The organism is Pseudomonas sp. LH1G9 (assembly GCF_002949975.1).
GTDB classification, from domain to species: domain Bacteria; phylum Pseudomonadota; class Gammaproteobacteria; order Pseudomonadales; family Pseudomonadaceae; genus Aquipseudomonas; species Aquipseudomonas veronii.
The window spans coordinates 969,121-990,722 of the sequence record NZ_CP026880.1 but is presented as its reverse complement, the minus strand read 5'-3'; the positions used below and the strand labels follow the sequence as shown (position 1 = coordinate 990,722).

Below are 21,602 nucleotides of genomic sequence, written 5' to 3'. Positions count from 1 at the left end.
TCAAGGGAAGGGCTCGCGAGGCAGGGAAATCGGTGGCCGGGTCGACGGCGGCGGCAAGCGCTTGGCGTACAGGTTCAAGGTTTGCGTGCGGCCGTCCAGGGTGAAACGGGCGGATTGCGGCGTGAGGTGGTCCAGGCGCCAGCCGTTGGGCAGCACCTGGCCCAGGCGTACCGTCAGCGGGCGGCCGTCGGCCTGCTTGAGCATCGCCATTTGCAGATTGCCGGTGATCAGGATGCCGCTCAGGGTCAGGTTGGCCAGGCTGCTGGCCTGGGTGTTGCCGACGGCGCGATCGGGGCTGCGATCCGCGCTGAACAACGGGGTTTGCCAGGTGCCGGCGAGGCTGTCCAACGTCACGCTGGGGGCGACTTGCACCCGCGCAGAGGAATGCCCGCGCACCGCCGGTTCGGGCAGCCACTGCGGCTCGTCGCCGATGCTGCTCAGGATGAACGCCATCAACAGGCCCAACGCCCCGACCAGGCCGAGCAAGCCCCATTCCAAGGGGCGCAAGACCCCGATCATCGGGCCACCTGCGGTTGCAGGTAACCGCGCACCAGCACCTGCACCACCAACTGCCCCGCCCCGCCGCTGGCCGGCGCCTGTTTGCCACGGCGGATGCGCAGCTCATCGACGAACAGAAACGGCGGCTGGTATTCCAGCTCATGCAGGATCGCGGTCAGCGGTTCGATGGCGCAATCGAGGGTCAGGCTGACCTGCACCTGTCGATACGGTTCGCCGTCGTCCTGCTCCGGGGTGATGGGTTTGCGCTGGGTCAGGCTGCAGCCGCCGCCGAGGTTGGCGTGGCGGCTGATCAGATCGGCGAGGCGTTGCATCAGGTCGGCGGCGACCCCATCCGGGTCATCCCCCGGCAGCAGGCTGGTTTGGCTGGCCGGGTCCTGGCGAGCCTGCTCCAGTTGCTCGCGCAGCGCATCGCCCTGGCGCAACACGCCGGCATAGCGTTGCTGCTGTTCGCGCAGTTGTTCGGCCTGTTCGCCCATGGCACGCAAGGGCCCGGCGAACCAGCTGTCGATCAACAGCCAGTACGCCGCGCCGAGCACCACGGCCAGGATCAGCAACGCCGTGCCACGGCGTTCACGGGGTGTGAGGGGTCGGCGCATCGGCGGCCTCCGGGCGAAGGTGGGCACGCAAGGCAAACTGATCCTTGCCGCTGCGCGCATCGGGTTGAATCACGCCTTCGAACTGCGCATTGTCCAGGCGGTGACAGCCTTTGATCCGGGTGATCAGGGCGCTGGCCTTGGCGCTTTGGCCGGAGAAGGCAATCTCGCTGCCCTTGATGTCCAACTGGTCGAGCCAGGTGTCGGCGGGCAGGCATCGGGTGAGGTCGTCGAGCAGCGCCACCAGCGGCGGCTGGGCCACCTTGCGCCGGGTCAGGTATAGCACCGCGCCGCGGGTGGCGAGCAGTTGCTGACGCAGCGCATGCACCTCGGCGACCTGGGCCTTTTGCTGCTGGACGCTGTCGTACATGGTGTCGAGCACGCGCTGGCGATCGTTGAGCCACAGCAGCATCGCCGCGATCAACAACGCGCCGCACAGCCACGGCAAGCTGCGTTGCAACCCCTTGCCCGGCGGACGCGGACGCGGGCGCAAAGGCGCGGGCAGCAAGTCGATGCCCAGGTCGCCGACATCCACGCGATGCGGCTGCAGGCCGAGGGCGGCGCAGTCGCTGAGGATCTGATCGAGGCGCTCGCGCAGGATCGCCACCAGCGTCACCTGCAGTTGGGTCGGCGTGCGCCGTTCCTGGCGTGCGACGAAGTACAGCCGGTCGGCCTCGAACGGCGTGTAGCGATCCAGTTCATAGCCGACCACGGCGCTGAGGTTGCGCGCAGCGGCTACGGGCAAGTGGATGGTTTGCAGCAGCACGGCGTCGGCCGCGAGCACCAACACATGCCGCGCGTTGCCCGGCGCCGACGCGACCGGCTCGCTCAACGGCCAGTGCCAGCGCTGCTCGGGCGGCTCGTGCAACGCCAGCCACGCCGGCACACACGCGCGCAGCTCCGTGAGCCACAGGCGCCAACCTTGTTGCAGCAGGCTGCCACGCCAATAACGGGCGATGGGTTCCAGTCGATTCATTCTTGCCAACGCAACACCCGGTAGGGTTGTGCGCCGTCCTCCGTTGGGCTCAATAAAACCGTGACTTGCAGGCGTGCTTCATAGCCACCGGGGCGTTGTGCGCGGCTGTCGACCACCAGCACCTCGCCGGGGTCGGCGCCCTGTGCGCTCTGCTGCGGCAGGTTGAGGGCCTGGCGCATCAGCGCGCTGGCGAACGCCGGAGCGGGCCGATCCAGGTCGCTCCACAAGGTGAGCTCGGGCAGCAATTGGCGGTACAGCGCCTGGCTCATGCCGGGCAATTGGCGCACTTCTTCGAGCACGCGAAACGGTGCCAGCCCCTGCTTGCGCCGTGCGTCCAAGGCCTTGGCCACCTGCGTGGCCTGCGCCGGGCTGGCGCCGCAGGCCAGGGCCAGGCGCGTGAGGTCGTGCGCCTCGGCGTTGACCAGGTACAGCTTGCCGCGCTCGCTGCGCAGGCTGACGTGCAACTGCGCGTCATCGAAGGTCAGGAGCCTTTCACGGCCGTCGGCGATCCAGTGCCGATCGGCCATCGCCAGGGCGACGCCGGCTTGCGCTGCGAGCACCGTCTGGGTGTGCTGGCGATGCCACAGCGCCTGGCGACTTTCCAGCTGCACCCAACCGGCCAAGCCGCCCAGCAACACACTGAGCAAGGCCAACACCCACAGCACCAGCAGCAGCGCCGCCCCGCGTTGCCGCCTCATTCGCCCGACGCTCCGCTGGCCAGGTTCAAGCGCAAGGCAATCACCTGAGTGACCCACGGCACCGGCCCGTCGACATGCGCGGCGATCCGCACCGCAGCGGGCAAGCGTCGGGGCCACGGCCACTGGTCGATCCATCCGGTGGGTTGGCCCAGGGGCGATACGCCGCGATAACTGAACCGCAGCGCCGCAAGGTTCGTCAGCAGCACTTGCGGCGCATCGCGGGAAGCATCGGCCTGCCTTTCCAACCGCGAGAACCCCACCTGCAGATCCTCTGCGACCCGTTGCAGGGTGAAGCGCTGAATCCCGCCGCCGAGCACACCGGGCAGGGTCGCGACAAACTGCAGACGCTCGGGCTCCCCTAAGAAAAACCCCGCGCTCTGGCGGTCGTCTTCGCTGGCATCCAGCGGCAACGCCTCACTGATCGCGGTGCGCAGGAACTGCTGGGCGGCGCGCATCTCGTCCAGGCTCACGGTGTACTGTTGGGCCTTGGCCACCGCGCGATTGGCGCCGAGCAACGCACCGCTGAGCAGCACCAGCAGCACCGCGAGCAGGCTCAGCACCACGAGGATTTCCAGCAGGGTGAAGCCCCGCTCGCGGCGCCTCACTGGCGCACCTTCAGGGTGCTGAACCGGGCCTGGCGCGGCCCCTCGCTGACGATCAGGTCGAGACGATACAGATGGGCTTGCTGACGCACGCAGGTCAGTTGCCAGTGGATGCCGTCCAGCGCGCCCTGGCTGACACCTTCGACCAGGCGCCCCTCCGCTTCCTGGTCCAGCACACTCAGGGCGGCATGGCTCAGGCGGTCGCTGTGAGCCGCTTGCGCCAACGAGCGCGCGCTCTGGCCGAAGGCGACCAGCAGCACCGTGCTGCACACCGCCATCAACGTCAGGGCGGCGAGCATTTCCAGTAACGTGAAACCGGCCTGGCGCTTCATGGCAGCGCCTTGGACTGCACGCTGCCGGTCAGCCAGCCAATGTCGATGCGCCAACGCCGGCTGCCGTTGGCCAGCAGCAGATGGCCGCCGGTGGAACTGCCGTCGGGATAGAACTCCACGGCGGCGCCGACCTGTTCGGCGGTATGCACGGTGACCTGCAGCTGCGGCGGCCAGGCGTGCGGGGCGCGGCCCGGGGCCTGGAAGGTCAGGCGCTGCAGATCGAATGCGGTCCTGGCCACACGCGCGTCGACAATCGCCGCGGCCCGCGTGGCGCGCAGGGCGTCGACCATCTGCCCGACCACGCGGCGCTCGTTCGCCGCCTGCACGGCCTCGCGCACACCGAGCCCCAACAAGCCGACAGCGAGGCTGATCAACAGGATGACCACCAGCATCTCCAGCAAGGTAAAGCCGCGTTGGGGCATCGGCGGGTTATTCCCAGTTGCCCAGGTCGGCGCTGTAGCCGTCGCCGCCCGGTTGGCCGTCCTGGCCGTAGAAGATCAGGTCGAAGGCGCCGTGTTCGCCCGGGAAGCGATAGCCGAATGCATGGCCGAACGGGTCTTTCAGCTCCGACAGCTTGGCATACGGCCCGGCCCAACTGCTGGCGTTGCCGGGCTTGTGCACCAATTGCTGCAGGCTGTTGGGCGGTGAGCCGACATCCAGGGCGTAGCTGTCGATTTTCATGCTCAGGCTGGCCAGTTGCGCCTTGCCCGCGCCGTACTTGCCCTTGTCCACATTGCCACCGACCTGGCGCACCACGATGGTCGCGACAATGCCCAGCAGCACGATTACCGCGAGCATTTCCAGCAGGGTGAAACCGCTTTGACGGCGTTGAGTTCTCATCGATCGGGTTCCTTGAAGGTTCATATATGGCTGGTCAGGCTCATCAACGGCAGCATGATCGCCAGCATGATCACGGCCACCAGCAGCGCCATGACCACGGTGAGGGACGGCACCAGCGCGGCGAGCAGGCGCTCGATGCCGCGCCTGGCTTCGATGTCGAAGATGTCGGCGACCTTGAGCAGCATGCTGTCCAGCTCACCGGCCTGTTCGCCGACGTCAATCATTTGCAGGGCCAGCTCGGGCAGCAGCGGTTGCGCACCGAACGCACTGGCCAGGGTGCCGCCGCCTTTCACCGACTCGGCGGCCTCGGCCACTTGGGCCTGCAACGCGCGGTTGGTGCAGACCTGTCGGGCGATGACCAACGCAGGCAGCAAGGCCACACCGTTGCTCAGCAAGGTGCCCAGGGTGCGTGTCAGGCGCGCCGCTTCGACCCGCTGCAACAACGGGCCGAGCACGCGCAGGCCAAGCAGGCGGCGGTCGTAGCGTTCGCGGCGCCGGGGGTCGCGCAGGCGTGCCGCCAGGGTGCCCAGCGCGACGCTCGACCCGGCCAACAGCAGCAGGCCGTAGGCGCCGAGGAATTGGCCGAGGGCCAGAATCACTTCGGTGATCAACGGAATCGGCACGTCCAGGTCCTGGAAGATCGGCACGAACTGCGGCACCACATACGCCAGCAGCAACGCCAGGGAGCCGAGCACGCCGACCACCAGGAACGCCGGATAGATCAGCGCATTGATCACCTCGCCGCGCAGCCGCTGGCTGCGTTCGAGGTAGTCGCTGAGTTGGCGCAGGGTGCTTTCCAGCGCGCCGCCGGCTTCACCGGCACGCACCATGCTCAGGTACAGCGGGGAAAAGGTGCTGCCCTCTTCTTCCAGCGCGGCGGATAACGGTCTACCCGCCTTGACGTGGTCACGGATACGCTCGATCAGTACACGCACTTGAGGCTGGCCGGGCTGCTTGAGCAGCAAGCCCAGGGAACGTTCCAGCGGCTGACCGGCGCCGAGCAACGTCGCCAACTGCTGGGTGAAACTCACCAACGTCGCGCCCGTCAACGGCCCGCGCCGCAAGGCATGGCGCAGGCCCTGGCGGCCGGCGGCGTCGATCTGCAACAGCAGCCAGCCGCGCTTGTGCAGGATCGCGATGGCGGCGCTCTGATCCTTGGCTTGCAGCGTGCCGCGCTGGGTCACGCCCTGGCTGTCGAGGGCACGGAAGGTGAACAGACTCACGCGCCATCTCCACGGGTGACGCGCAGCACTTCTTCCAGCGAGGTGACGCCCGCCACTGCCTGGCGCAGGCCTTCTTCATGCAAGGTGCGCAGGCCCGCACGTCGGGCGGCCTGCTCCAGCGTCGCGGCATCGGCGTGGCGCATCAGCAGGCCGCGCAGTTCGTCGTTCATCACCAGCAATTCAGTGATCGCGCTGCGGCCGTGGTAGCCGCCTTCGGCGCCGGGGCGGTAGAGCAAGATCGGGCGCTCATAGGTGAAACGTTGCAGGCCATGTTCCTCGATCAACTCCGGCGGCGCTTCGAAGGCGACGCGGGTCGCCGGGTCCAGGCGCCGCACCAGGCGCTGCGCGAGGATGCCGCTGACGGTCGAGGCGATCAGGTAACTTTCCACGCCCATGTCCAGCAGGCGCGTGATGCTCGCGGCGGCGCTGTTGGTGTGCAGGGTGGAGAGTACGAGATGGCCGGTGAGCGACGACTGGATCGCGATGCGGCAGGTTTCCAGGTCGCGGATCTCGCCGATCATGATCACGTCCGGGTCCTGGCGCACGATGGAGCGCAGCGCGCCAGCGAAGTCCAGGCCGATGGCCGGCTTGACCTGGATCTGGTTGATGCCTTCGAGCTGGTATTCCACCGGATCTTCGACGGTGATGATCTTGCGCTCGGCGCTGTTGAGCCGCGCCAGCGCGGTGTAGAGCGTAGTGGTCTTGCCGGAGCCGGTGGGCCCGGTGACCAGCAGGATGCCGTGGGGCCGTTCGAGCACGTCGAGGAAGGCGGCCAGGCGCTCGCCGTCGAAGCCCAGACTGGGGAAGTCGAACTGCACGGTTTGCCGGTCGAGCAGGCGCATGACCACCGACTCGCCGAAGCTGGTCGGCACCGTGGACACCCGCAAGTCCAGCGCCTTGCCCTGGATGCGCAGCATGATTCGCCCGTCCTGGGGCAAGCGCCGCTCGGCGATGTCCAGGCGCGCCATGATCTTCACCCGCGAGATCACCGCCGCCGACGAACTGGCCGGCGGCGCTTCGGCGTCGTGCAGCACGCCGTCGATGCGGTAGCGCACCTTGAGTTGGTTTTCGAAGGGTTCGATATGGATGTCCGACGCACGCTGCTCCACCGCCCGCTGCAGGATCAGGTTGACCAGGCGGATCACCGGCGCTTCGGAAGCCATGTCCTTGAGGTGTTCGATATCTTCCAGCGCGCCGCCCTGCTCATCGAGGTTCTCGATCAGGGTGCCCATGGCGGAACGGCCCTGGCCGTAATAGCGCTCGATCAGCGTCTCGACTTCAGTGCGCGGGCCAATGGCCAGCCACACTGGCACATCACAGGCGTAGGCCAGGGCCTGGAAGGGATAATGCTGCGCCGGGTTGGCCGCAAGCACGCGCAGCCCGCCGTGGGCCCAGCCCATGGGCACCACTTGGTAATGGCGCATGAAGCGCTCGGTGAGCGCGGGCAACGGGTCGAGCAACGGCGGCGCGGCATCGGCGAGCAACAGCGGCGCGCCGAGCAACTCGGCCCAGGCGCGCGCCAGTTCGACTTCGGACACCAGCCCCAGGCGCGTGAGCAGGCCGAGCAGGTCGCTGCCGTCCAGGGACAAGCGCCGGGCGCGCTCCAGGTCGACGGTTTTCAGCCCGGCGTGCTGCATCAGCCACGCGCACACGCGGTCGGTGTGCGGTATCTGCGTATGGCAGGCATCGATGGGCATTGACGACATAGTGGGGTGTCTAGTTGCGAGAAAGTATGGCTATTTGGAACTACTGGATATAAAAATAAAATGCCATTAGTTCGCCACGCCGCAGTCGGAGTTAACTGGGTTAATCGACTGGAAGTTCCAGCGCTAGTTCCTGAAGCGGGGAAACAAACTGAAAAGAATAGCCTGCAACCGCCTTTAAACAGCCGCGAAAGCCTTGATTTAAAGCCTCCAAGCCGACACCCAAGGATTCAGCTAATTGCAATTAGCCACTTCACCAATCAGAGCCAGGCGCCGAAGTTTTTCCTCGACGCGCATCAAGCTCAAACTTTCAAACAACCTTGTTATTGATCTTCATTGCCGCTGAACGCTGGGTTTGCCGCGTGATAGTAAACACAGACGATCGGCCAGTCAGAAGTCGACCGTCGCCGACAACAGGTAAGTCCGCGGCGTCGACAAGGTCAGCCCCGGTTCGCTGTCGTCCGACGCGCCCGCCGAGCTCCAGTAGCGTTTATCGGCGACGTTTTCCACATTCGCGCGCAGGGTGATGTGTTTGTCATCGACCTTGAACGCATACCGCGCGCCCACGTCGATGCGGTTCCAGGCGTCGATTTCCTTGGTGTTGGCCTGGTCCAGGTATTGCGAGCTGGAGTAGATGCCGCGCGTGGTCAGGGTCAGGCCTTCGAGGCGTGGCACGTCCCATTCCGCGCCGAGGTTGACGTTGTACTTGGGCGTGGCCGGGGCGCGGTTGCCATCGAACGTACCGTTGGTGGTGTGGGTCAATTCGCTGTTGATGTACATCACGCCGCCCAGCAGGCGCAGGCCCTTGAGCGGTTCGCCGAACAGGCTGAGTTCCACGCCGTCGTTCTGGCGCTTGCCGTTGGGGCCGAACACCCGCGAGGTCGCGTTGGTTTCATAGGCCGGTTGCTTGATGCGGAACACCGCGGCGGTCACGGCGAACGCACCGGCGTCGTATTTGGCGCCGACTTCCACCTGGCGGCTGATGAACGGCGGGAAGATTTCATCTTCGTTGACCGAGGTGGAAGGCGCGACCTTGCCCTGGCTCAGGCCTTCCAGGTAGTTGGCGTACAGCGACAGCGCGTCGGTGGCCTTGAACAGGATGCCGCCGGACGGCGAGATTTTTTCTTCGTCGTAGGCGGTGTCGCCTTTGACGTTGTTGGTCCAGTCCTCCACCTTCACCCGCTGCCAGCGTGCGCCGAGGGTCAGCAGCAGGCGATCGTCGAAAAAGCCCAGGGTGTCGGACAACGCCACGCCGCTGAATTTATTCTCGGTGTATACCTGCGCATCCTGGCGGATGGCGGTGGACGGCGTCGGTGTTTGCACCGGGTTGTAAAGATTGCTCGGCGGCGCCGCATAGCGTGCGCCGCCGTTGGTGAAGTCCATGAAGAAGTAGCTGGCCGCCAGGTTGACCTCGTGGCTCACCGGCCCGGTATGGAACCCGCTGCGCACGCCTGCCGTGGCGGTACGCACATTTTCATCGCGGCTGAAGTCGCGCGGCTGCACGCTGAAATCCCCTGCACTGTTGCTGACGGAAACGGCGTGACGCAGGAAGTCGTGGTTGCTTTTGCGCGCGCCGACACCGCCGTAGAGCATCAGGTTATCGCTGAGGTCGAACTCGGCATTGAGCGTGCCAAACGTGTCGTTGGTGCTGGCCTTGCTCCACGACTGCGCGTAGTTGCGGCGTACATCGTTGGCGCTTGGCACCGGGGCCGCGGCGGCCACCTGCACGCGCTCCTGCGGGGCGTTGGTGTCGCGCTCGGTATGGCCGATATCGCTGGAAAGGCGCAGGCGCTCACCGCGAAAGTCCAGGCCCAGCACGGCCATTTCACGGTCGACACGCTGGTGATCCCACTCGGTGTCACCGGCCTGTTTCACGCCGTTGAAGCGCAGGCCGAACTTGTTGTCCTCGCCGAAACGCCGGCCCACGTCCACCGCGCCGCCAGCCTGGCTATCGGAGGCCCAGGTGCCGGTGAACGAGGTGATGTCCTTGTCGGTGGCGCGCTTGGGCACCACGTTGATCCCGCCGCCCACACTGCCGCGCGGCGAGATGCCGTTGATCAATTGGCTGGGGCCTTTGACGATGTCGACGCGGTCGGCCATTTCCATGTCGATGGTGTAGGTCGGCAACACGCCGTACAGGCCGTTGTAGGCCACATCACTGTTGAACAGGCTGAACCCGCGAATGGTGAACTGTTCATAGCGCCCACCCGCCGGGTTGGTGGCGCGCACCGACGGGTCGCTGGCGATCAGGTCGCCGAGGGTCCGCGCCTGCTGGTTCTTCACCGCCGCCTGGGTGTAGGTGGTCATGCTGAAGGGCGTGTCCATGAAGTCCCGCGAGCCCAGCAGGCCCTGCGAACCGCGTCGCGCCACTTGCCCACCGGCGTAGATATCGCCGTCGGCTTCGCTGCGGGTCCCGAGGATGGCGGTCGGCGCCAGTTGCAGGCTGCTGCCCTGCGGCACCGGCACCAGCATGTAGGCCTGCTCCCCCATCGGCTGCAGTTGCAGGCCGGAACCTTGCAGCAGGCGGGCAAAACCTTCTTCCACCGCGTACTCGCCGGATAAACCACTGCTACCGCGGCCACTGACCAGCGCCGGGTCCACCGCCAGGTTGACCCCCGACAACCCGGCGAAACGGGTCAACGCGGCACCCAGGCTACCGGCCGGCACTTGGTAGCTGCGGCGGGTGGCGGTGTCTTCGGCATAGCTGATCGGGGTAAACAGTGGGCTGGCGCTGAGGCTCAGCATCAGGCTCAGTTTGAGCAAGGGGCGGACGGCGGGCATGGGCGGAAGCTCTCGATTTTGTTCACTTACCTGGAATGACAGGCGAGGTGAAAAAAAGGGACAGGCTTCCGCGCTTTTTCTAGCAAATAACCACTAAGGCTCAATCAACCGACAGGTTGACTCGACGATCCCGGCGCCGCGCAGAGCCGCCACGGTGGCGTCGGGATCGTCCGTTTTCAGTGTAGGAACTTCAACCAGCCAGCCAGTGCCAGCGCGGCAAAGCAGGTCCAGCCCGAGAACAGCCAGCGCCACACGCGCGCACGCGGCACGAACCCCACGCCCCGCACAAAGGCCACACTCATCGCCGCGAACAAGGCCATTGCCAGCCCATGATCAGCTTTGCCGTCCGGGGTGGCCATCAGGGGCGGATAGAGCGTACACACCAGCATGATCGCGATCGCGATAAGCAAGCTCAGCGGGTGAATGCGTGAGGGCGCCGGAGCCTCGGCGACACGCGGCATCATGGCCGCGGCTCCTCACGGTCGCTCAGGGCACGCCCCGCTTCGTTCTCGCCCCACATCGCATTCAATATGGCCAGCAACAAGGCGAAACCGACTCCCAGCATCCAGGCGAAATACCACATAGTCTTTGCTCCTCTGATGGCGTTAGTAGGCCGAATGTTCGTTGGCTTTGATCTGTGCCACGGTGACCTTGCCGCGCATGACGCGATAGGCCCACGAGGTGTAGATCACGATCAGCGGCATGAAGATCAACGTGGCCCAGAACATGATCGCCAGGCTCAGATGACTGGCCACGCTGTCCCACACGGTCAGGCTGGCCGCAGGCACGGTCGAAGACGGCATGACGAACGGGAACATGGACACACCGGCGGTGCTGATCACACCGACCACCGCGAGCGACGAGGCGACAAATGCGGCCAGGGTGCGGCGCATCAGCATCAACAATGCGGCACCGGCGGCGCCCGCCAGGCCCAGCGCAGGCAGCAGCCACAGCGCTGGATAATGACCATAGTTGGCCATCCAGGCGCCGGCTTCGCGTACCACGGTCTTGTTGAGAATGTCCGGCAGCCCGGCGATGTCCACCACCGAGGTAATGCGATAGCCGTCGATCGACTGCAACCACACCCCGGCAATGACGAATGTGCACATCAGCACCAGCGCCGCGCCAACCCCGCCCTTGATGGCGCGAGCCTGGATCACGCCTTCAGTGCGGTGCGCCAGGTAGGTACCGCCTTGCAGGGTGATCATTGCACTGCTCACCACACCGGTCAGCAGCGCGAAGGGGTTCAGCAGTTGCCAGAAACTCCCGGTGTATGTCGATACCAGCAAGTTACTGAAGTGGAACGGTACGCCTTGCAGCAGGTTGCCGAACGCGATGCCGAACACCAGCGGTGGTACGGCGCCGCCGATGAACAGGCCCCAGTCCCAGGTGCTGCGCCATTTGGCATTGTGAATCTTGCTGCGATAGTCAAACCCCACCGGGCGGAAGAACAGCGCCCACAGGACCAGAATCATCGCCCAATAGAACCCGCTGAACGCGGTGGCGTACACCACCGGCCACGCGGCGAACAGCGCCCCGCCCGCGGTGATGAACCACACCTGGTTGCCGTCCCAGTGCGGCCCCACGGTGTTGATCGCGACGCGGCGTTCCACGTCCGAGCGGCCGACGAAGGGCAGCAAGGTGCCGACGCCCATGTCGTGGCCGTCCATGATGGCGAAGCCGATCAGCAGTACGCCGACCAGTGCCCACCAGATAAGTTTCAGGGTGACGTAATCAAACATGGTGGAGTTCCTTCATGTTGGCATCGTGGGCATAACGGCCGGTTCCGAGGCTACCCGGCCCCTGGCGGGCGAACTTGACCATCAGGAACATTTCAACCACCAGCAGCACGGTGTAGAAACCGACGAAGCCTGCCAGCGAGCCATAGATGTTATTGACGCTAAGGGTGGAAACACTCATGTGAGTGGGCAGCACGCCGTAGATGGTCCAGGGTTGACGGCCATATTCAGCGACGAACCAGCCCAACTCACAGGCCAGCCAAGGCGCAGGCAGCATGCACAGGGCCCAACGCAGCAGCCAGCGGCGGCGTGTGCAGGCCGACTGCAAGGTACTCCAGAAAGCCAGACCGAACAGCAGCAGCATGGCGAAGCCCATCGCGACCATGACCCGGAACGACCAGAACATCGGGGTCACGTGCGGTACGGTATCGTTCACCGCCTTGTCGATGATCTCCGGCGTGGCCTGGTTGACGTCTTCAACGTACTTTTTCAGCAGCAAGCCAAAGCCGAGGTCCGCTTTGTACTCTTCGAAGGTATCGAACGCCGCCTTATCGGTGCGATCGGCCCGCAGGGCTTCAAGCGCATTGACGGCGGTAATGCCACGCAGGATGCGCGCGCGGTTTTTCGCTTTGATGTCATGAATGCCTGGGATCTGCTTGCTGACCGAGCGCGTGCCGATCAAGCCCATCACCCACGGTACATCGACTTCCCAATTATTCTTGGACTCGGCTTCGTTGATGCTGGCCAGCAAGGTCAGGCCCGCCGGCGCGGGTTTGGTTTCCCACATGGCTTCCATGGCCGCCAGCTTGGTTTGCTGCGCCTCACCCACGGTGTAACCCGATTCATCCCCCAGCACGATCACGCTCAGCACCGACGCCAGGCCGAACGCCGCCGCCACCCGGAAGCTGCGTTTGGCAAACTCGACATCACGACGCTTGAGCAGGTACCAGCTGGAAATCGACAGCACGAACATCGAACCGGTGACATAACCGGCCGACACCGTGTGCACAAACTTGGCCTGGGCGACCGGGTTGAACACCACCGCCCAGAAATCGACCATCTCCATGCGCATGGTGATGTAGCTGAATTCCGATCCCACCGGGTTCTGCATCCAGCCATTGGCGATCAGAATCCACAGCGCCGACAGGTTGGTACCGATGGCCATCAGCAACGTGACCAGCAAGTGGTGCTCTTTCTTCAGGCGATCCCAGCCAAAGAAGAACAGACCGATCATGGTCGATTCGAGGAAGAACGCCATTAAGCCTTCGATGGCCAGCGGCGCACCGAAGATGTCGCCCACGTAGTGGGAGTAGTACGCCCAGTTGGTACCGAACTGGAATTCCATGGTGATACCGGTTGTCACACCCAGGGCGAAGTTAATGCCGAATAACTTGCCCCAGAAGCGCGTCATGTCCTTCCAGATGACATTCCCGGTCATCACATAGACGCTTTCCATGATGACGAGCAGCCAGACCATGCCAACCGTCAGCGGTACGAATAGAAAGTGGTAAAGCGCAGTAGCTGCGAACTGCAGCCGTGACAAATCCACCAGTTGTTCTGAGATCACTTGCTTGCCCCTTGAGTCGAGGTGGGTACACCGAAACGGTTGCCGACGATGTTCGGGTCGACACTGACGTGCGAATCCCGGATGAACAGCCACCACAGCACGCTCAGCAGCACGAGCTTGATCAGCACCGCGGTGAGTAGATGGCGTAGTAGGCGTTTGTCGGAAATAGTCATGTCTATGCAGTAAGCACAGGGCATGCCAAAGCCAGATCTTCTATTTTTATCGTTATAAAACAATTGGTTATTGGTTTTTTAGCGGTAGCCCTGGCGCACCGCTGCTGGTCAATGCGCTGCCAGTCTGGCAGCTTGGCAGTCACTGGCAGTCGTAGAGGGCTAGGCCAGGCCTTGTTCCTTCAGGCGCCGGTACAAGGTCCGGTCGCTGATCCCCAGGTGCTTGGCCAGTTCACTGCGGGTGCCTTTGAATGTGGCCAGGGCCTGCGCCAGTGTGCTGCCGTCGAACGGCGTCGAAGCCGCAGGCGCAGGCGCAGCCTGAGGTGGCGGCGCCACGGTGGCCTGGGGTAAATGGATGGCGCGGATGACCCCATCGTCAGCGAACAGGCTCGCCCTTTCCAGGACGTTGCGTAACTCACGCACATTGCCTGGCCATGAGTACTGCTGCAGGGCTGCCAGGGCTTCGGCATCGATGGTCAGTCGACGTTTGCCGGCACCACGCCGTTGCAGGAATGAATTCACCAGCAAGGCGATGTCTTCTACCCGGTTGCGCAAGGGCGGCAAATGAATGGGGAAGGCGCTGATGCGGTAGTACAGGTCCTGCCTGAACTCGCCTTTTTCCATCATTTTTTCCAGCGGCTTGTGGGTGGCGGCAATCAACCTGAAATTGGCGTGGAAGGTTTCGACACTGCCGACCCGGCGATAGGTGCCCGATTCGATCAGGCGCAACAGTTTGACCTGCATGGCCAACGGCACATCGCCAATCTCATCCAGGAACAATGTGCCGCCCTGGGCGGTTTCGACCAAGCCGGGCTTGCGGCTGATGGCGCCGGTGAAGGCGCCTTTTTCATGGCCGAACAGCTCGCTCTCAAAGAGTGTTTCGGTCAAGCCCGAGCAATCCACCACGACAAACGGCCCGCTGGCCCGTTCGCTGGTTTCATGGACGGCGCGCGCGAACAGCTCCTTGCCGGTACCCGACTCGCCCAGAAGCAGCACCGGCAGCATGGACGGCGCCACCCGCTGCAGTTCCGACAGGGCAAGGTTGAAGGCCGGTGAACAGCCGACCAGCCCTTCGTTGCTCGGCCGCGCCGAGGCGCTGCGCACCAGCGTTAGGCGCTCAACATAAGCGGTGATCGCCCCATTTTCGTCGAGGATCGGCCGTAATTCGACGTCGACATGCTCAGGCCCCCGAGGCGTGTGGTGGATGTGCAAGACACGATCCGGCCCGCGCTTTTCCTGGGCCTTCTTCATCGGGCAATTCTCACCCGCCTGGTCACAAGGGACGTCGTAATGGTGTGAGATCTGATAACACTTATGGCCGATAAAGGGTTTGTCAGCGCTGCCGAACTGGCGCTGATAGGCCGTGTTGGCTGCCAGGATGTTGTAGTCCGGATCGAGCACGATCATCGGATTGGGTTCGTGTTCCAGAAACGAAACAAGCGACTGCACTTGATCCGGGTGTGGGACGGCGTTGGCTGGGGTAGGCAGAAAAGTCTTCATCATGGCTCCTGGAATCCATTTTTCCATCCTGTTGTGGCACTGCCACCTCTGTCAAGGCACTGCCAATGGCAGAAGAATCCCCCAGATACAGGCCTGAATACCCCTATACAGAAACACAAAGCCCAATAAAATCAATTGGATATTAGGCTATTTCGGCAAAACCATGGCCTGGCAAACTTATTGCTATGTCAGTCCTTAGTCTAAGCGGCTCGAAAAAAAGCCCCCCCTAAGGAGACAGTTCATGCGCGTCAAACTTCACGTCGAAGGCTTCTTCGACTCTGCTACCAACACCGTCAGCTATCTGGTACTGGACGAGACCACCCTCCACTGCGCGATCATCGACAGCGTATTGGATTACGACCCTAAATCCGGCCACACCGCCACCACGTCCGCCGACCGCCTGATCGCGCGGGTGAGCGAGCTGAATGCGCAGGTCGAGTGGATTCTCGAGACCCACGTCCACGCCGACCACCTGACCGCCGCGCCCTACCTGAAAGAAAAGCTCGGCGGGAAGATCGGCATCGGCAGCCAGATTTCGACGGTACAAAAGGTCTTCGGCACGCTGTTCAATGCCGGTAGCGATATGCCCCGCGATGGCAGTCAGTTCGATCACCTGTTCGTCAACGACGAGTCGTTCAGCATTGGCACGCTGCATTGCACCGCACTGCATACACCCGGCCATACGCCGGCCTGCATGACTTATGTCGTCAGCGATGGCAGCGAAACGGCGGCCTTCGTCGGCGACACGCTGTTCATGCCCGACTACGGCACTGCCCGCTGCGACTTCCCCGGCGGCAATGCGCGCACGCTGTTCCAGTCAATCAACAAAGTGTTGAGCCTGCCGGCGGATACATTGCTGTATATGTGCCACGACTACCAGCCGGGTGGCCGCGAGGTGCAATTCGTCAGCACCGTTGCCGAACAGCGCGAGCAGAACGTGCATGTGCGTAATGGCATCAGTGAGGAGGAGTTCGTGGCGATGCGTACCAAGCGGGATGCCTCGATGGACATGCCGACCCTGATCCTGCCCTCGGTCCAGGTCAACATGCGAGCCGGGCATTTGCCCGAGCCTGAATCGAACGGGATTCGCTACCTGAAAATTCCACTCAACGTCGCCTGACATTCCCCCACCCTAAAAAAAATCATAAGAAAAATACCCATAACGGAGACACTTATGGATATCCGCCGCCTTGCGCCTGCTTTATCAGTATCAGAACAGATTTTCCCCAGCCAATTGGCCGAACTGAAAGCCGCCGGCTTTCGTGCCGTCATCTGCAACCGCCCCGATGGCGAAGGCAGTGACCAACCGTTGTTTGCCGAAATCAAACGCGCCGCCGACGCGGTCGGCATCGAAGCGCACTACCTTCCCGCCGAGTCGGGCAAAGTCACCGACGAGCAGGGGATTGCCTTCGGCGAGTTGCTGGAAACGCTGCCCAAGCCGGTGTTGGCTTATTGCCGGTCCGGGATGCGCTCGACAACGATGTGGGCGCTGTCGCAAGCAGGTCAGCACGACCTGCCGCACATCGTCGAAAGCGCCAAAAAAGCCGGCTTCGATATGAAAGGCGTGATCCGGCGGATCGCGAACCAGGGCCGCACGCCGGTCGAAGTGGCCGAAGCACAACATACCGTGGTCATCATCGGCGCCGGCGCGGCGGGTATCGCCACCGCCTCCAGCCTGCTGGCCCGCGCGCCGGGGCTCGACATTGCGATCGTCGACCCGGCCGATGTGCATTACTACCAACCCGGCTGGACGCTGGTCGGCGGTGGTGTGTTCGATGCGCGCCAAACGGCGCACACCATGGGCACCACCCTGCCCCGCGGCGTGCATTGGATCAAGGCGGCGGTGGCGGCTTTCGAACCTGAGCGAAACGCAGTGATTCTGGATGGCTGCCGGGTCGTCAAATACGAGCAACTGATTGTGTGCCCCGGCCTGAAGCTCGATTGGCATGCCATCGAGGGGTTGTCGGAGACCCTGGGCCGCAACGGCGTGACCTCCAATTACCTGTATCACCTGGCGCCTTATACCTGGGAAAAGGTTCAGCAACTGCGGGGTGGCCGGGCGATTTTCACGCAGCCGCCGATGCCGATCAAATGCGCTGGGGCGCCGCAAAAAGCCATGTACTTATCGGCCGACCACTGGAAACGCAGCGGTGTGCTGGATGCCGTCGAGATCGAGTTCTACAGCGCCGGCGCGGTGCTGTTCGGGGTTCCCGACTATGTGCCCGCGCTGATGGAATACGTCACCGCTTACGGCATCGACCTGAATTTCGGCAACACCCTCACCCGCGTCGATGGCCCGGCGCGGACGGCCACGTTCAGCGGCGTGAACCCGGATGGCAGCCCCCGTGTGCTGACCCGTGAGTTTGATTTGCTGCATGTGGTGCCACCGCAGGTCGCGCCGGACTTCATTCGGGTCAGCCCGTTGGCTGACGCGGCCGGCTGGATCGATGTCGACCCCGCAACGCTGCGTCACAAAACCTTTGCCAATATCCATGCGCTGGGCGACGCGGCCAACACGAGCAACGCCAAGACTGCGGCCGCTGCGCGCAAGCAGGCGCCAGTGGTGGCGCATAACGTGCTGGCGGCCATGGGCAAGGCCAACGGCTGCGCGCAGTACGACGGTTACGGCTCCTGCCCGCTGACGGTGGAGCGCGGCAAGATCGTCCTGGCGGAGTTCACCTATGGCGGCAAGGTCGCTCCCAGCTTCCCGTCATGGCTGATCGACGGCACCCGCCCTTCCCGGCTGGCGTGGCTGCTCAAAGAGCGGATTCTTCCGCCGCTGTATTGGAAGGGTATGCTCAAGGGCCGCGAATGGCTGGCGAAACCCGAGTTGACCGACCAATGAAATCAGCGCTGAACGCAAGGAGACTGAGATGATCATCGTCTTACTGCTCGGGCTGACAGTCGGCGTGATTCTGGCCCTGACCGGCGCCGGCGGCGGCATACTCGCGGTGCCGTTGCTGGTGTTTGGGGCGGGCTTGAGCATGGCCGAGGCCGGGCCCATCGGGTTGTTGGCGGTGGGCCTGGCCGCGACGCTGGGCGCGGTGATGGGCCTGAAAAACGGCACCGTCCGCTACAAAGCGGCGCTATTGATCGCCACCGCCGGGATCATCTGCTCGCCCCTGGGCCTGTGGTTGGCGCAGCGCACGCCGAATCGTCCGTTGACGATCCTGTTTGCCTGCGTGCTGATGTACGTGGCGTTCCGGGTATTCAAACGGTCGTTGCCGCCGTCCCCGGCGTCGAAGGCCGCCGTCGCGACCAAACCGCCGCCCTGCGTATTGGACGCCCAACGCGGCAAGCTGAACTGGACGGCGCCGTGCGCCTGGGCGCTCACGGTGTCGGGCGTGATCGCGGGCGGGCTTTCGGGGTTGCTCGGCGTGGGTGGCGGCTTTGTGATGGTGCCGGCGCTGCAGCGCTACACCAATTTGACCGCGCAGTCGGTGCTGGCGACGTCGCTGGCGGTGATTGCGCTGGTGTCGATGGCCGGCGTGGCCGCCAGCTCGGCGGCCGGGCATTTGCAGTGGGCCGTGGCCCTGCCGTTCTCCGTGGGCGCCTTGTTTGGAATGGCCGGCGGGCGCCTGATCGCGGCGCGGCTGGCAGGCCCGCACTTGCAACGCGGATTTGCCGCCGTGTCGATGCTGGTGGCGGTGGCCCTGCTGGTCAAAGCGCTTGGATCGTGAGCGCGGATTCCCGACTTTCCAGGCGTGCGTGAAACACGCCTGTCAGGGTTCAACGTCACGCTTCGGTCGTGCCTGGCAGGCGTGGGCATTGGCGGGCCATCGTGGCAGCCGTTGATCACCCGGGCCACCAAGATACAAGTACCCGCGCGGCACGTTATTAGATAAAGGCTAAATAAATATCCAACTTATCGGCTGAATCGAATCACTGGCTTAATCCGAGAAAATACTATAAGTGCGCGCGCAACATTATAAATCGCATGAATAGGCGCCCCAAAGGAATTGAACTTTACCGCCTCACCCGTTAGCCATTAGTCGAATACTGCCTTTCGCGGACAGCGTTTTATAGTGTGTAATAGAAAAACCATCCACTATTAAAATTGATTCCCGGTACTTTGAATGTCGCCCATCCCCTCTTCACCGAATACCCTTCCGATAAATGAGGAGCTGTTGCAATTACTCCAAGCGACGGCTAACGCCCAAACCGCCTGGATGACAACTGTCAATCATTTGGAAGCGGCCTGTGATGAGGTATGGCTGGCTCGCATGTGGGAAGTCGAACACCTTGAAAATCAATACAGGGCCTGCCAGGACCAGCTGTTTTCCTATCTGAAAAAAGCGATCAAGATTTAGACTTATCAGTACGGCCCTGCACTCTTTTCGGTCGTTCGCGCGCCGAAAACAGCGCCCGCCAGAACTCGGGCCAGCTGAATATTCGACTAAAGTACAAAGCCGCACTACGCGTGTCGAAAAAGCCACCTTAGTTGAATAGCCGACAACTCCGCCAACGCCCGACAGACGTGGAGCTGTATCCTTTCAGTCGCACCGCCAATCAATCTCCCTCGCATCCTGATATTTTTCATACATGGCCCGAATTGCCATCTGGATCAGCATGATCGTCACACTAGTGCTAAAGCATTGGGAGGGATGGTCGACATTCAGGGGATAACGGATCAATCAACCTGCGTTACTCACTGGAGTCCATATGTTCGGCTGGATCAGCAATATCCGAGTCAGTGCTAAATTAAGTTTGGGATTCGGCCTGGTACTGGGGCTTGCGTTGTTGCTGGCCGCGACCGGCTGGTACGCAGTGGTGACATTGACCGACCGCGGGCTCAAGGTTGAGGAAATTGCTCAGGTCAGCGATTACACCAAAGACTTGCGAATCATTCGCCTACGCATCGGTACGAGCACCCAACCGGATGCCTATCAACCGCTGCAGCAAACCCTGGATCGCCTCGCAGCCCACTTGGACAGTATCGGGGATACGTTCGTCGACCCACAGGATCAAAACCTGATTCAACAGCAGGAAAATGCAGTCAAAGGGTACGGGCAACTGCTGCATGAATTGGCCACCCCCAACATTGACCAGGCGCCCTTGTTTAAACGGATGGGCCAGTTGGGCGACGTGTTGCTCGACACCACACAAAAGCTGATTGAATCGCAAAACACCAAACGCGATACCGATGCCGCGTCCGCCAAGGCCTCGCTGAGCCTCGTCGCGACCCTGGCGCTGCTGCTGGGCGCGCTCGCCGCATGGGTGATCACACGGCAAATCGTCAATCCACTGCAACACACACTCCAGGCGGTGAACCGCATTGCCCGGGGCGATTTGACCGAGCATGTGACGGTGACCCGGCGCGATGAGCTGGGCCAACTGCAGTCGGGCCTTCAGCAGATGATGCTCAACCTTCATGAGCTGATCGATGGCATTCGATCCGGCGTCATTCAGGTTGCCAGCGCGGCCGAACAACTGTCGGCGGTGACCGAGCAAACGAATTCGGGGATCAGCACCCAGAAAGCCGAAACGGATCATGTCGCCACCGCAATGAACGAGATGACTGCCACCGTCCACAACGTCGCACGCAACGCCGAGGAAGCTTCCGTCGCTGCGTCGGCCGCCGATCAGCAAGCCAGCGAGGGCGAGCAGATCGTGGGTGAAGCCATCGAGCAGATCCAGCGCCTGGCGACAGAACTCAACCAGTCGGCAGACGCTGTGCGCTACCTCCAGGAACAGAGCGATAAAATCGGCGGTGTCCTGGATGTGATCAAAGCCGTCGCCCAGCAAACCAACCTGCTGGCGCTGAACGCCGCGATTGAAGCCGCCCGCGCCGGAGAGGCCGGCCGTGGTTTTGCGGTGGTAGCCGACGAAGTGCGCAACCTCGCCCTGCGCACCCAGCGCTCCACCGAAGAAATCGAGAGCCTGGTCGCCGGTGTGCAAAGCGGCACCCAAGCCGTGGCCTCGGGCATGGAAAGCAGCCTGCTGCTGAGCGAAAGCAGCGTGGAATGCACTCACCGTGCCGTCAGCGCGCTGGAGAACATCACCAGCAAGGTCTCGATCATTCAGGCCATGAATCAGCAGATTGCGACGGCGGCGGAAGAGCAAAGCGCCGTCACCGAGGAGATCAATCGCAGCGTGATCAACGTTCGCGACATCTCCGACCAGACGGCCAACACCTGCGAGGAAACCGCCGCGTCGAGTAACGAGCTGGCGCGGCTGGGACATGAGCTGGAACGGCTGGTGGAGCGTTTCAAGGTCTAGGTGCGGCGGCCTGGGCTTTGCCAGAGGCCATCACTCCCCTTTCTGATCGTCTGTCAGGAGCGGGCAAGGCTCAGACTTTGCCCCCTCAGCCCCTCCCCCAAAAAACAAAGGGCGAAACAAGGCTAGACCACCTAATGCAC

22 protein-coding genes are annotated in these 21,602 nt (G+C 63.2%); 5 read left to right on the top strand and 17 right to left on the bottom strand.

The features are described 5' to 3' along the window. The 17 genes from C5F70_RS04715 to C5F70_RS04640 form a co-directional block, all read right to left on the bottom strand. On the bottom strand, window positions 1-519 hold the full coding sequence (locus C5F70_RS04715; RefSeq protein WP_046382760.1) for a general secretion pathway protein GspN: 519 nt from the start codon (window positions 517-519) through the stop codon (window positions 1-3). After that, window positions 516-1,115 carry a type II secretion system protein GspM gene (gene gspM, locus C5F70_RS04710; protein WP_017847564.1) on the bottom strand — a complete coding sequence of 200 codons (600 nt, stop codon included), beginning with the start codon at window positions 1,113-1,115 and terminating at the stop codon, window positions 516-518. Before gspM ends, C5F70_RS04715 begins: the two co-directional genes overlap by 4 nt. Further along, window positions 1,090-2,088 carry a type II secretion system protein GspL gene (locus tag C5F70_RS04705; protein ID WP_104902798.1) on the bottom strand — a complete coding sequence of 333 codons (999 nt, stop codon included), beginning with the start codon at window positions 2,086-2,088 and terminating at the stop codon, window positions 1,090-1,092. Before C5F70_RS04705 ends, gspM begins: the two co-directional genes overlap by 26 nt. After that, the gene (locus C5F70_RS04700; protein ID WP_046486560.1) at window positions 2,085-2,786 is read right to left on the bottom strand and encodes a hypothetical protein; all 702 of its coding nucleotides are present in this window, start codon (window positions 2,784-2,786) and stop codon (window positions 2,085-2,087) included. The genes C5F70_RS04705 and C5F70_RS04700 overlap by 4 nt, the downstream gene beginning before the upstream one ends. Continuing rightward, a complete protein-coding gene (locus C5F70_RS04695; RefSeq protein ID WP_104902797.1) occupies window positions 2,783-3,391 on the bottom strand; it encodes a prepilin-type N-terminal cleavage/methylation domain-containing protein in 609 nt (202 codons plus the stop codon). Before C5F70_RS04695 ends, C5F70_RS04700 begins: the two co-directional genes overlap by 4 nt. Continuing rightward, window positions 3,388-3,720, bottom strand: a complete 333-nt coding sequence (locus C5F70_RS04690; RefSeq protein WP_104902796.1) for a type II secretion system protein — start codon at window positions 3,718-3,720, stop codon at window positions 3,388-3,390. Before C5F70_RS04690 ends, C5F70_RS04695 begins: the two co-directional genes overlap by 4 nt. After that, on the bottom strand, window positions 3,717-4,142 hold the full coding sequence (locus C5F70_RS04685) for a type II secretion system protein (RefSeq protein ID WP_104902795.1): 426 nt from the start codon (window positions 4,140-4,142) through the stop codon (window positions 3,717-3,719). Before C5F70_RS04685 ends, C5F70_RS04690 begins: the two co-directional genes overlap by 4 nt. Before the next feature lie 7 nt (window positions 4,143-4,149). Further along, a complete protein-coding gene (gene gspG, locus C5F70_RS04680) occupies window positions 4,150-4,560 on the bottom strand; it encodes a type II secretion system major pseudopilin GspG (protein ID WP_017847570.1) in 411 nt (136 codons plus the stop codon). Window positions 4,561-4,580: 20 nt separating this feature from the next. Next, window positions 4,581-5,783, bottom strand: a complete 1,203-nt coding sequence (gspF, locus tag C5F70_RS04675; protein ID WP_104902794.1) for a type II secretion system inner membrane protein GspF — start codon at window positions 5,781-5,783, stop codon at window positions 4,581-4,583. Then, window positions 5,780-7,489: a type II secretion system ATPase GspE gene (gene gspE, locus C5F70_RS04670; protein WP_104902793.1), complete on the bottom strand. Its 1,710-nt coding sequence runs from the start codon at window positions 7,487-7,489 to the stop codon at window positions 5,780-5,782. Before gspE ends, gspF begins: the two co-directional genes overlap by 4 nt. Window positions 7,490-7,876: 387 nt before the next feature. Beyond that, window positions 7,877-10,267 (bottom strand): TonB-dependent receptor, encoded by a 2,391-nt coding sequence (locus C5F70_RS04665; RefSeq protein WP_104902792.1) that lies wholly within the window; start codon window positions 10,265-10,267, stop codon window positions 7,877-7,879. 176 nt (window positions 10,268-10,443) lie between these two features. Further along, window positions 10,444-10,731, bottom strand: coding sequence for a cyd operon YbgE family protein (locus C5F70_RS04660; protein ID WP_017847574.1), 288 nt, complete (start codon window positions 10,729-10,731; stop codon window positions 10,444-10,446). After that, the gene (cydX, locus tag C5F70_RS04655) at window positions 10,728-10,850 is read right to left on the bottom strand and encodes a cytochrome bd-I oxidase subunit CydX (RefSeq protein ID WP_017847575.1); all 123 of its coding nucleotides are present in this window, start codon (window positions 10,848-10,850) and stop codon (window positions 10,728-10,730) included. Before cydX ends, C5F70_RS04660 begins: the two co-directional genes overlap by 4 nt. Before the next feature lie 22 nt (window positions 10,851-10,872). After that, on the bottom strand, window positions 10,873-12,009 hold the full coding sequence (gene cydB / locus C5F70_RS04650) for a cytochrome d ubiquinol oxidase subunit II (RefSeq protein WP_017847576.1): 1,137 nt from the start codon (window positions 12,007-12,009) through the stop codon (window positions 10,873-10,875). After that, entirely contained in the window at window positions 12,002-13,573 is a 1,572-nt protein-coding gene (locus tag C5F70_RS04645) for a cytochrome ubiquinol oxidase subunit I (protein ID WP_104902791.1), read from the bottom strand. The genes cydB and C5F70_RS04645 overlap by 8 nt, the downstream gene beginning before the upstream one ends. After that, window positions 13,570-13,746, bottom strand: a complete 177-nt coding sequence (gene cydP / locus C5F70_RS30765) for a cytochrome oxidase putative small subunit CydP (RefSeq protein ID WP_017847578.1) — start codon at window positions 13,744-13,746, stop codon at window positions 13,570-13,572. The genes C5F70_RS04645 and cydP overlap by 4 nt, the downstream gene beginning before the upstream one ends. 159 nt (window positions 13,747-13,905) lie before the next feature. Then, window positions 13,906-15,243, bottom strand: a complete 1,338-nt coding sequence (locus C5F70_RS04640) for a sigma-54-dependent Fis family transcriptional regulator (protein ID WP_017847579.1) — start codon at window positions 15,241-15,243, stop codon at window positions 13,906-13,908. Window positions 15,244-15,484: 241 nt separating this feature from the next. On the opposite strand from C5F70_RS04640, the gene C5F70_RS04635 reads away from it, so the two are divergent. The 5 genes from C5F70_RS04635 (at window position 15,485) to C5F70_RS04615 (ending at window position 21,462) form a co-directional block, all read left to right on the top strand. Beyond that, complete coding sequence (locus C5F70_RS04635; protein WP_017847580.1) at window positions 15,485-16,363, top strand: MBL fold metallo-hydrolase; 879 nt, start codon at window positions 15,485-15,487, stop codon at window positions 16,361-16,363. Window positions 16,364-16,417: 54 nt separating this feature from the next. Then, window positions 16,418-18,088, top strand: coding sequence for a bifunctional protein tyrosine phosphatase family protein/NAD(P)/FAD-dependent oxidoreductase (locus C5F70_RS04630; protein ID WP_017847581.1), 1,671 nt, complete (start codon window positions 16,418-16,420; stop codon window positions 18,086-18,088). A 28-nt stretch (window positions 18,089-18,116) separates the two neighbouring features. Continuing rightward, a complete protein-coding gene (locus C5F70_RS04625; RefSeq protein ID WP_017847582.1) occupies window positions 18,117-18,923 on the top strand; it encodes a sulfite exporter TauE/SafE family protein in 807 nt (268 codons plus the stop codon). 447 nt (window positions 18,924-19,370) lie between these two features. After that, on the top strand, window positions 19,371-19,553 hold the full coding sequence (locus tag C5F70_RS04620; RefSeq protein WP_017847583.1) for a hypothetical protein: 183 nt from the start codon (window positions 19,371-19,373) through the stop codon (window positions 19,551-19,553). Window positions 19,554-19,905: 352 nt separating this feature from the next. Continuing rightward, entirely contained in the window at window positions 19,906-21,462 is a 1,557-nt protein-coding gene (locus tag C5F70_RS04615; RefSeq protein ID WP_104902790.1) for a methyl-accepting chemotaxis protein, read from the top strand. Window positions 21,463-21,602 lie beyond the last annotated feature (140 nt).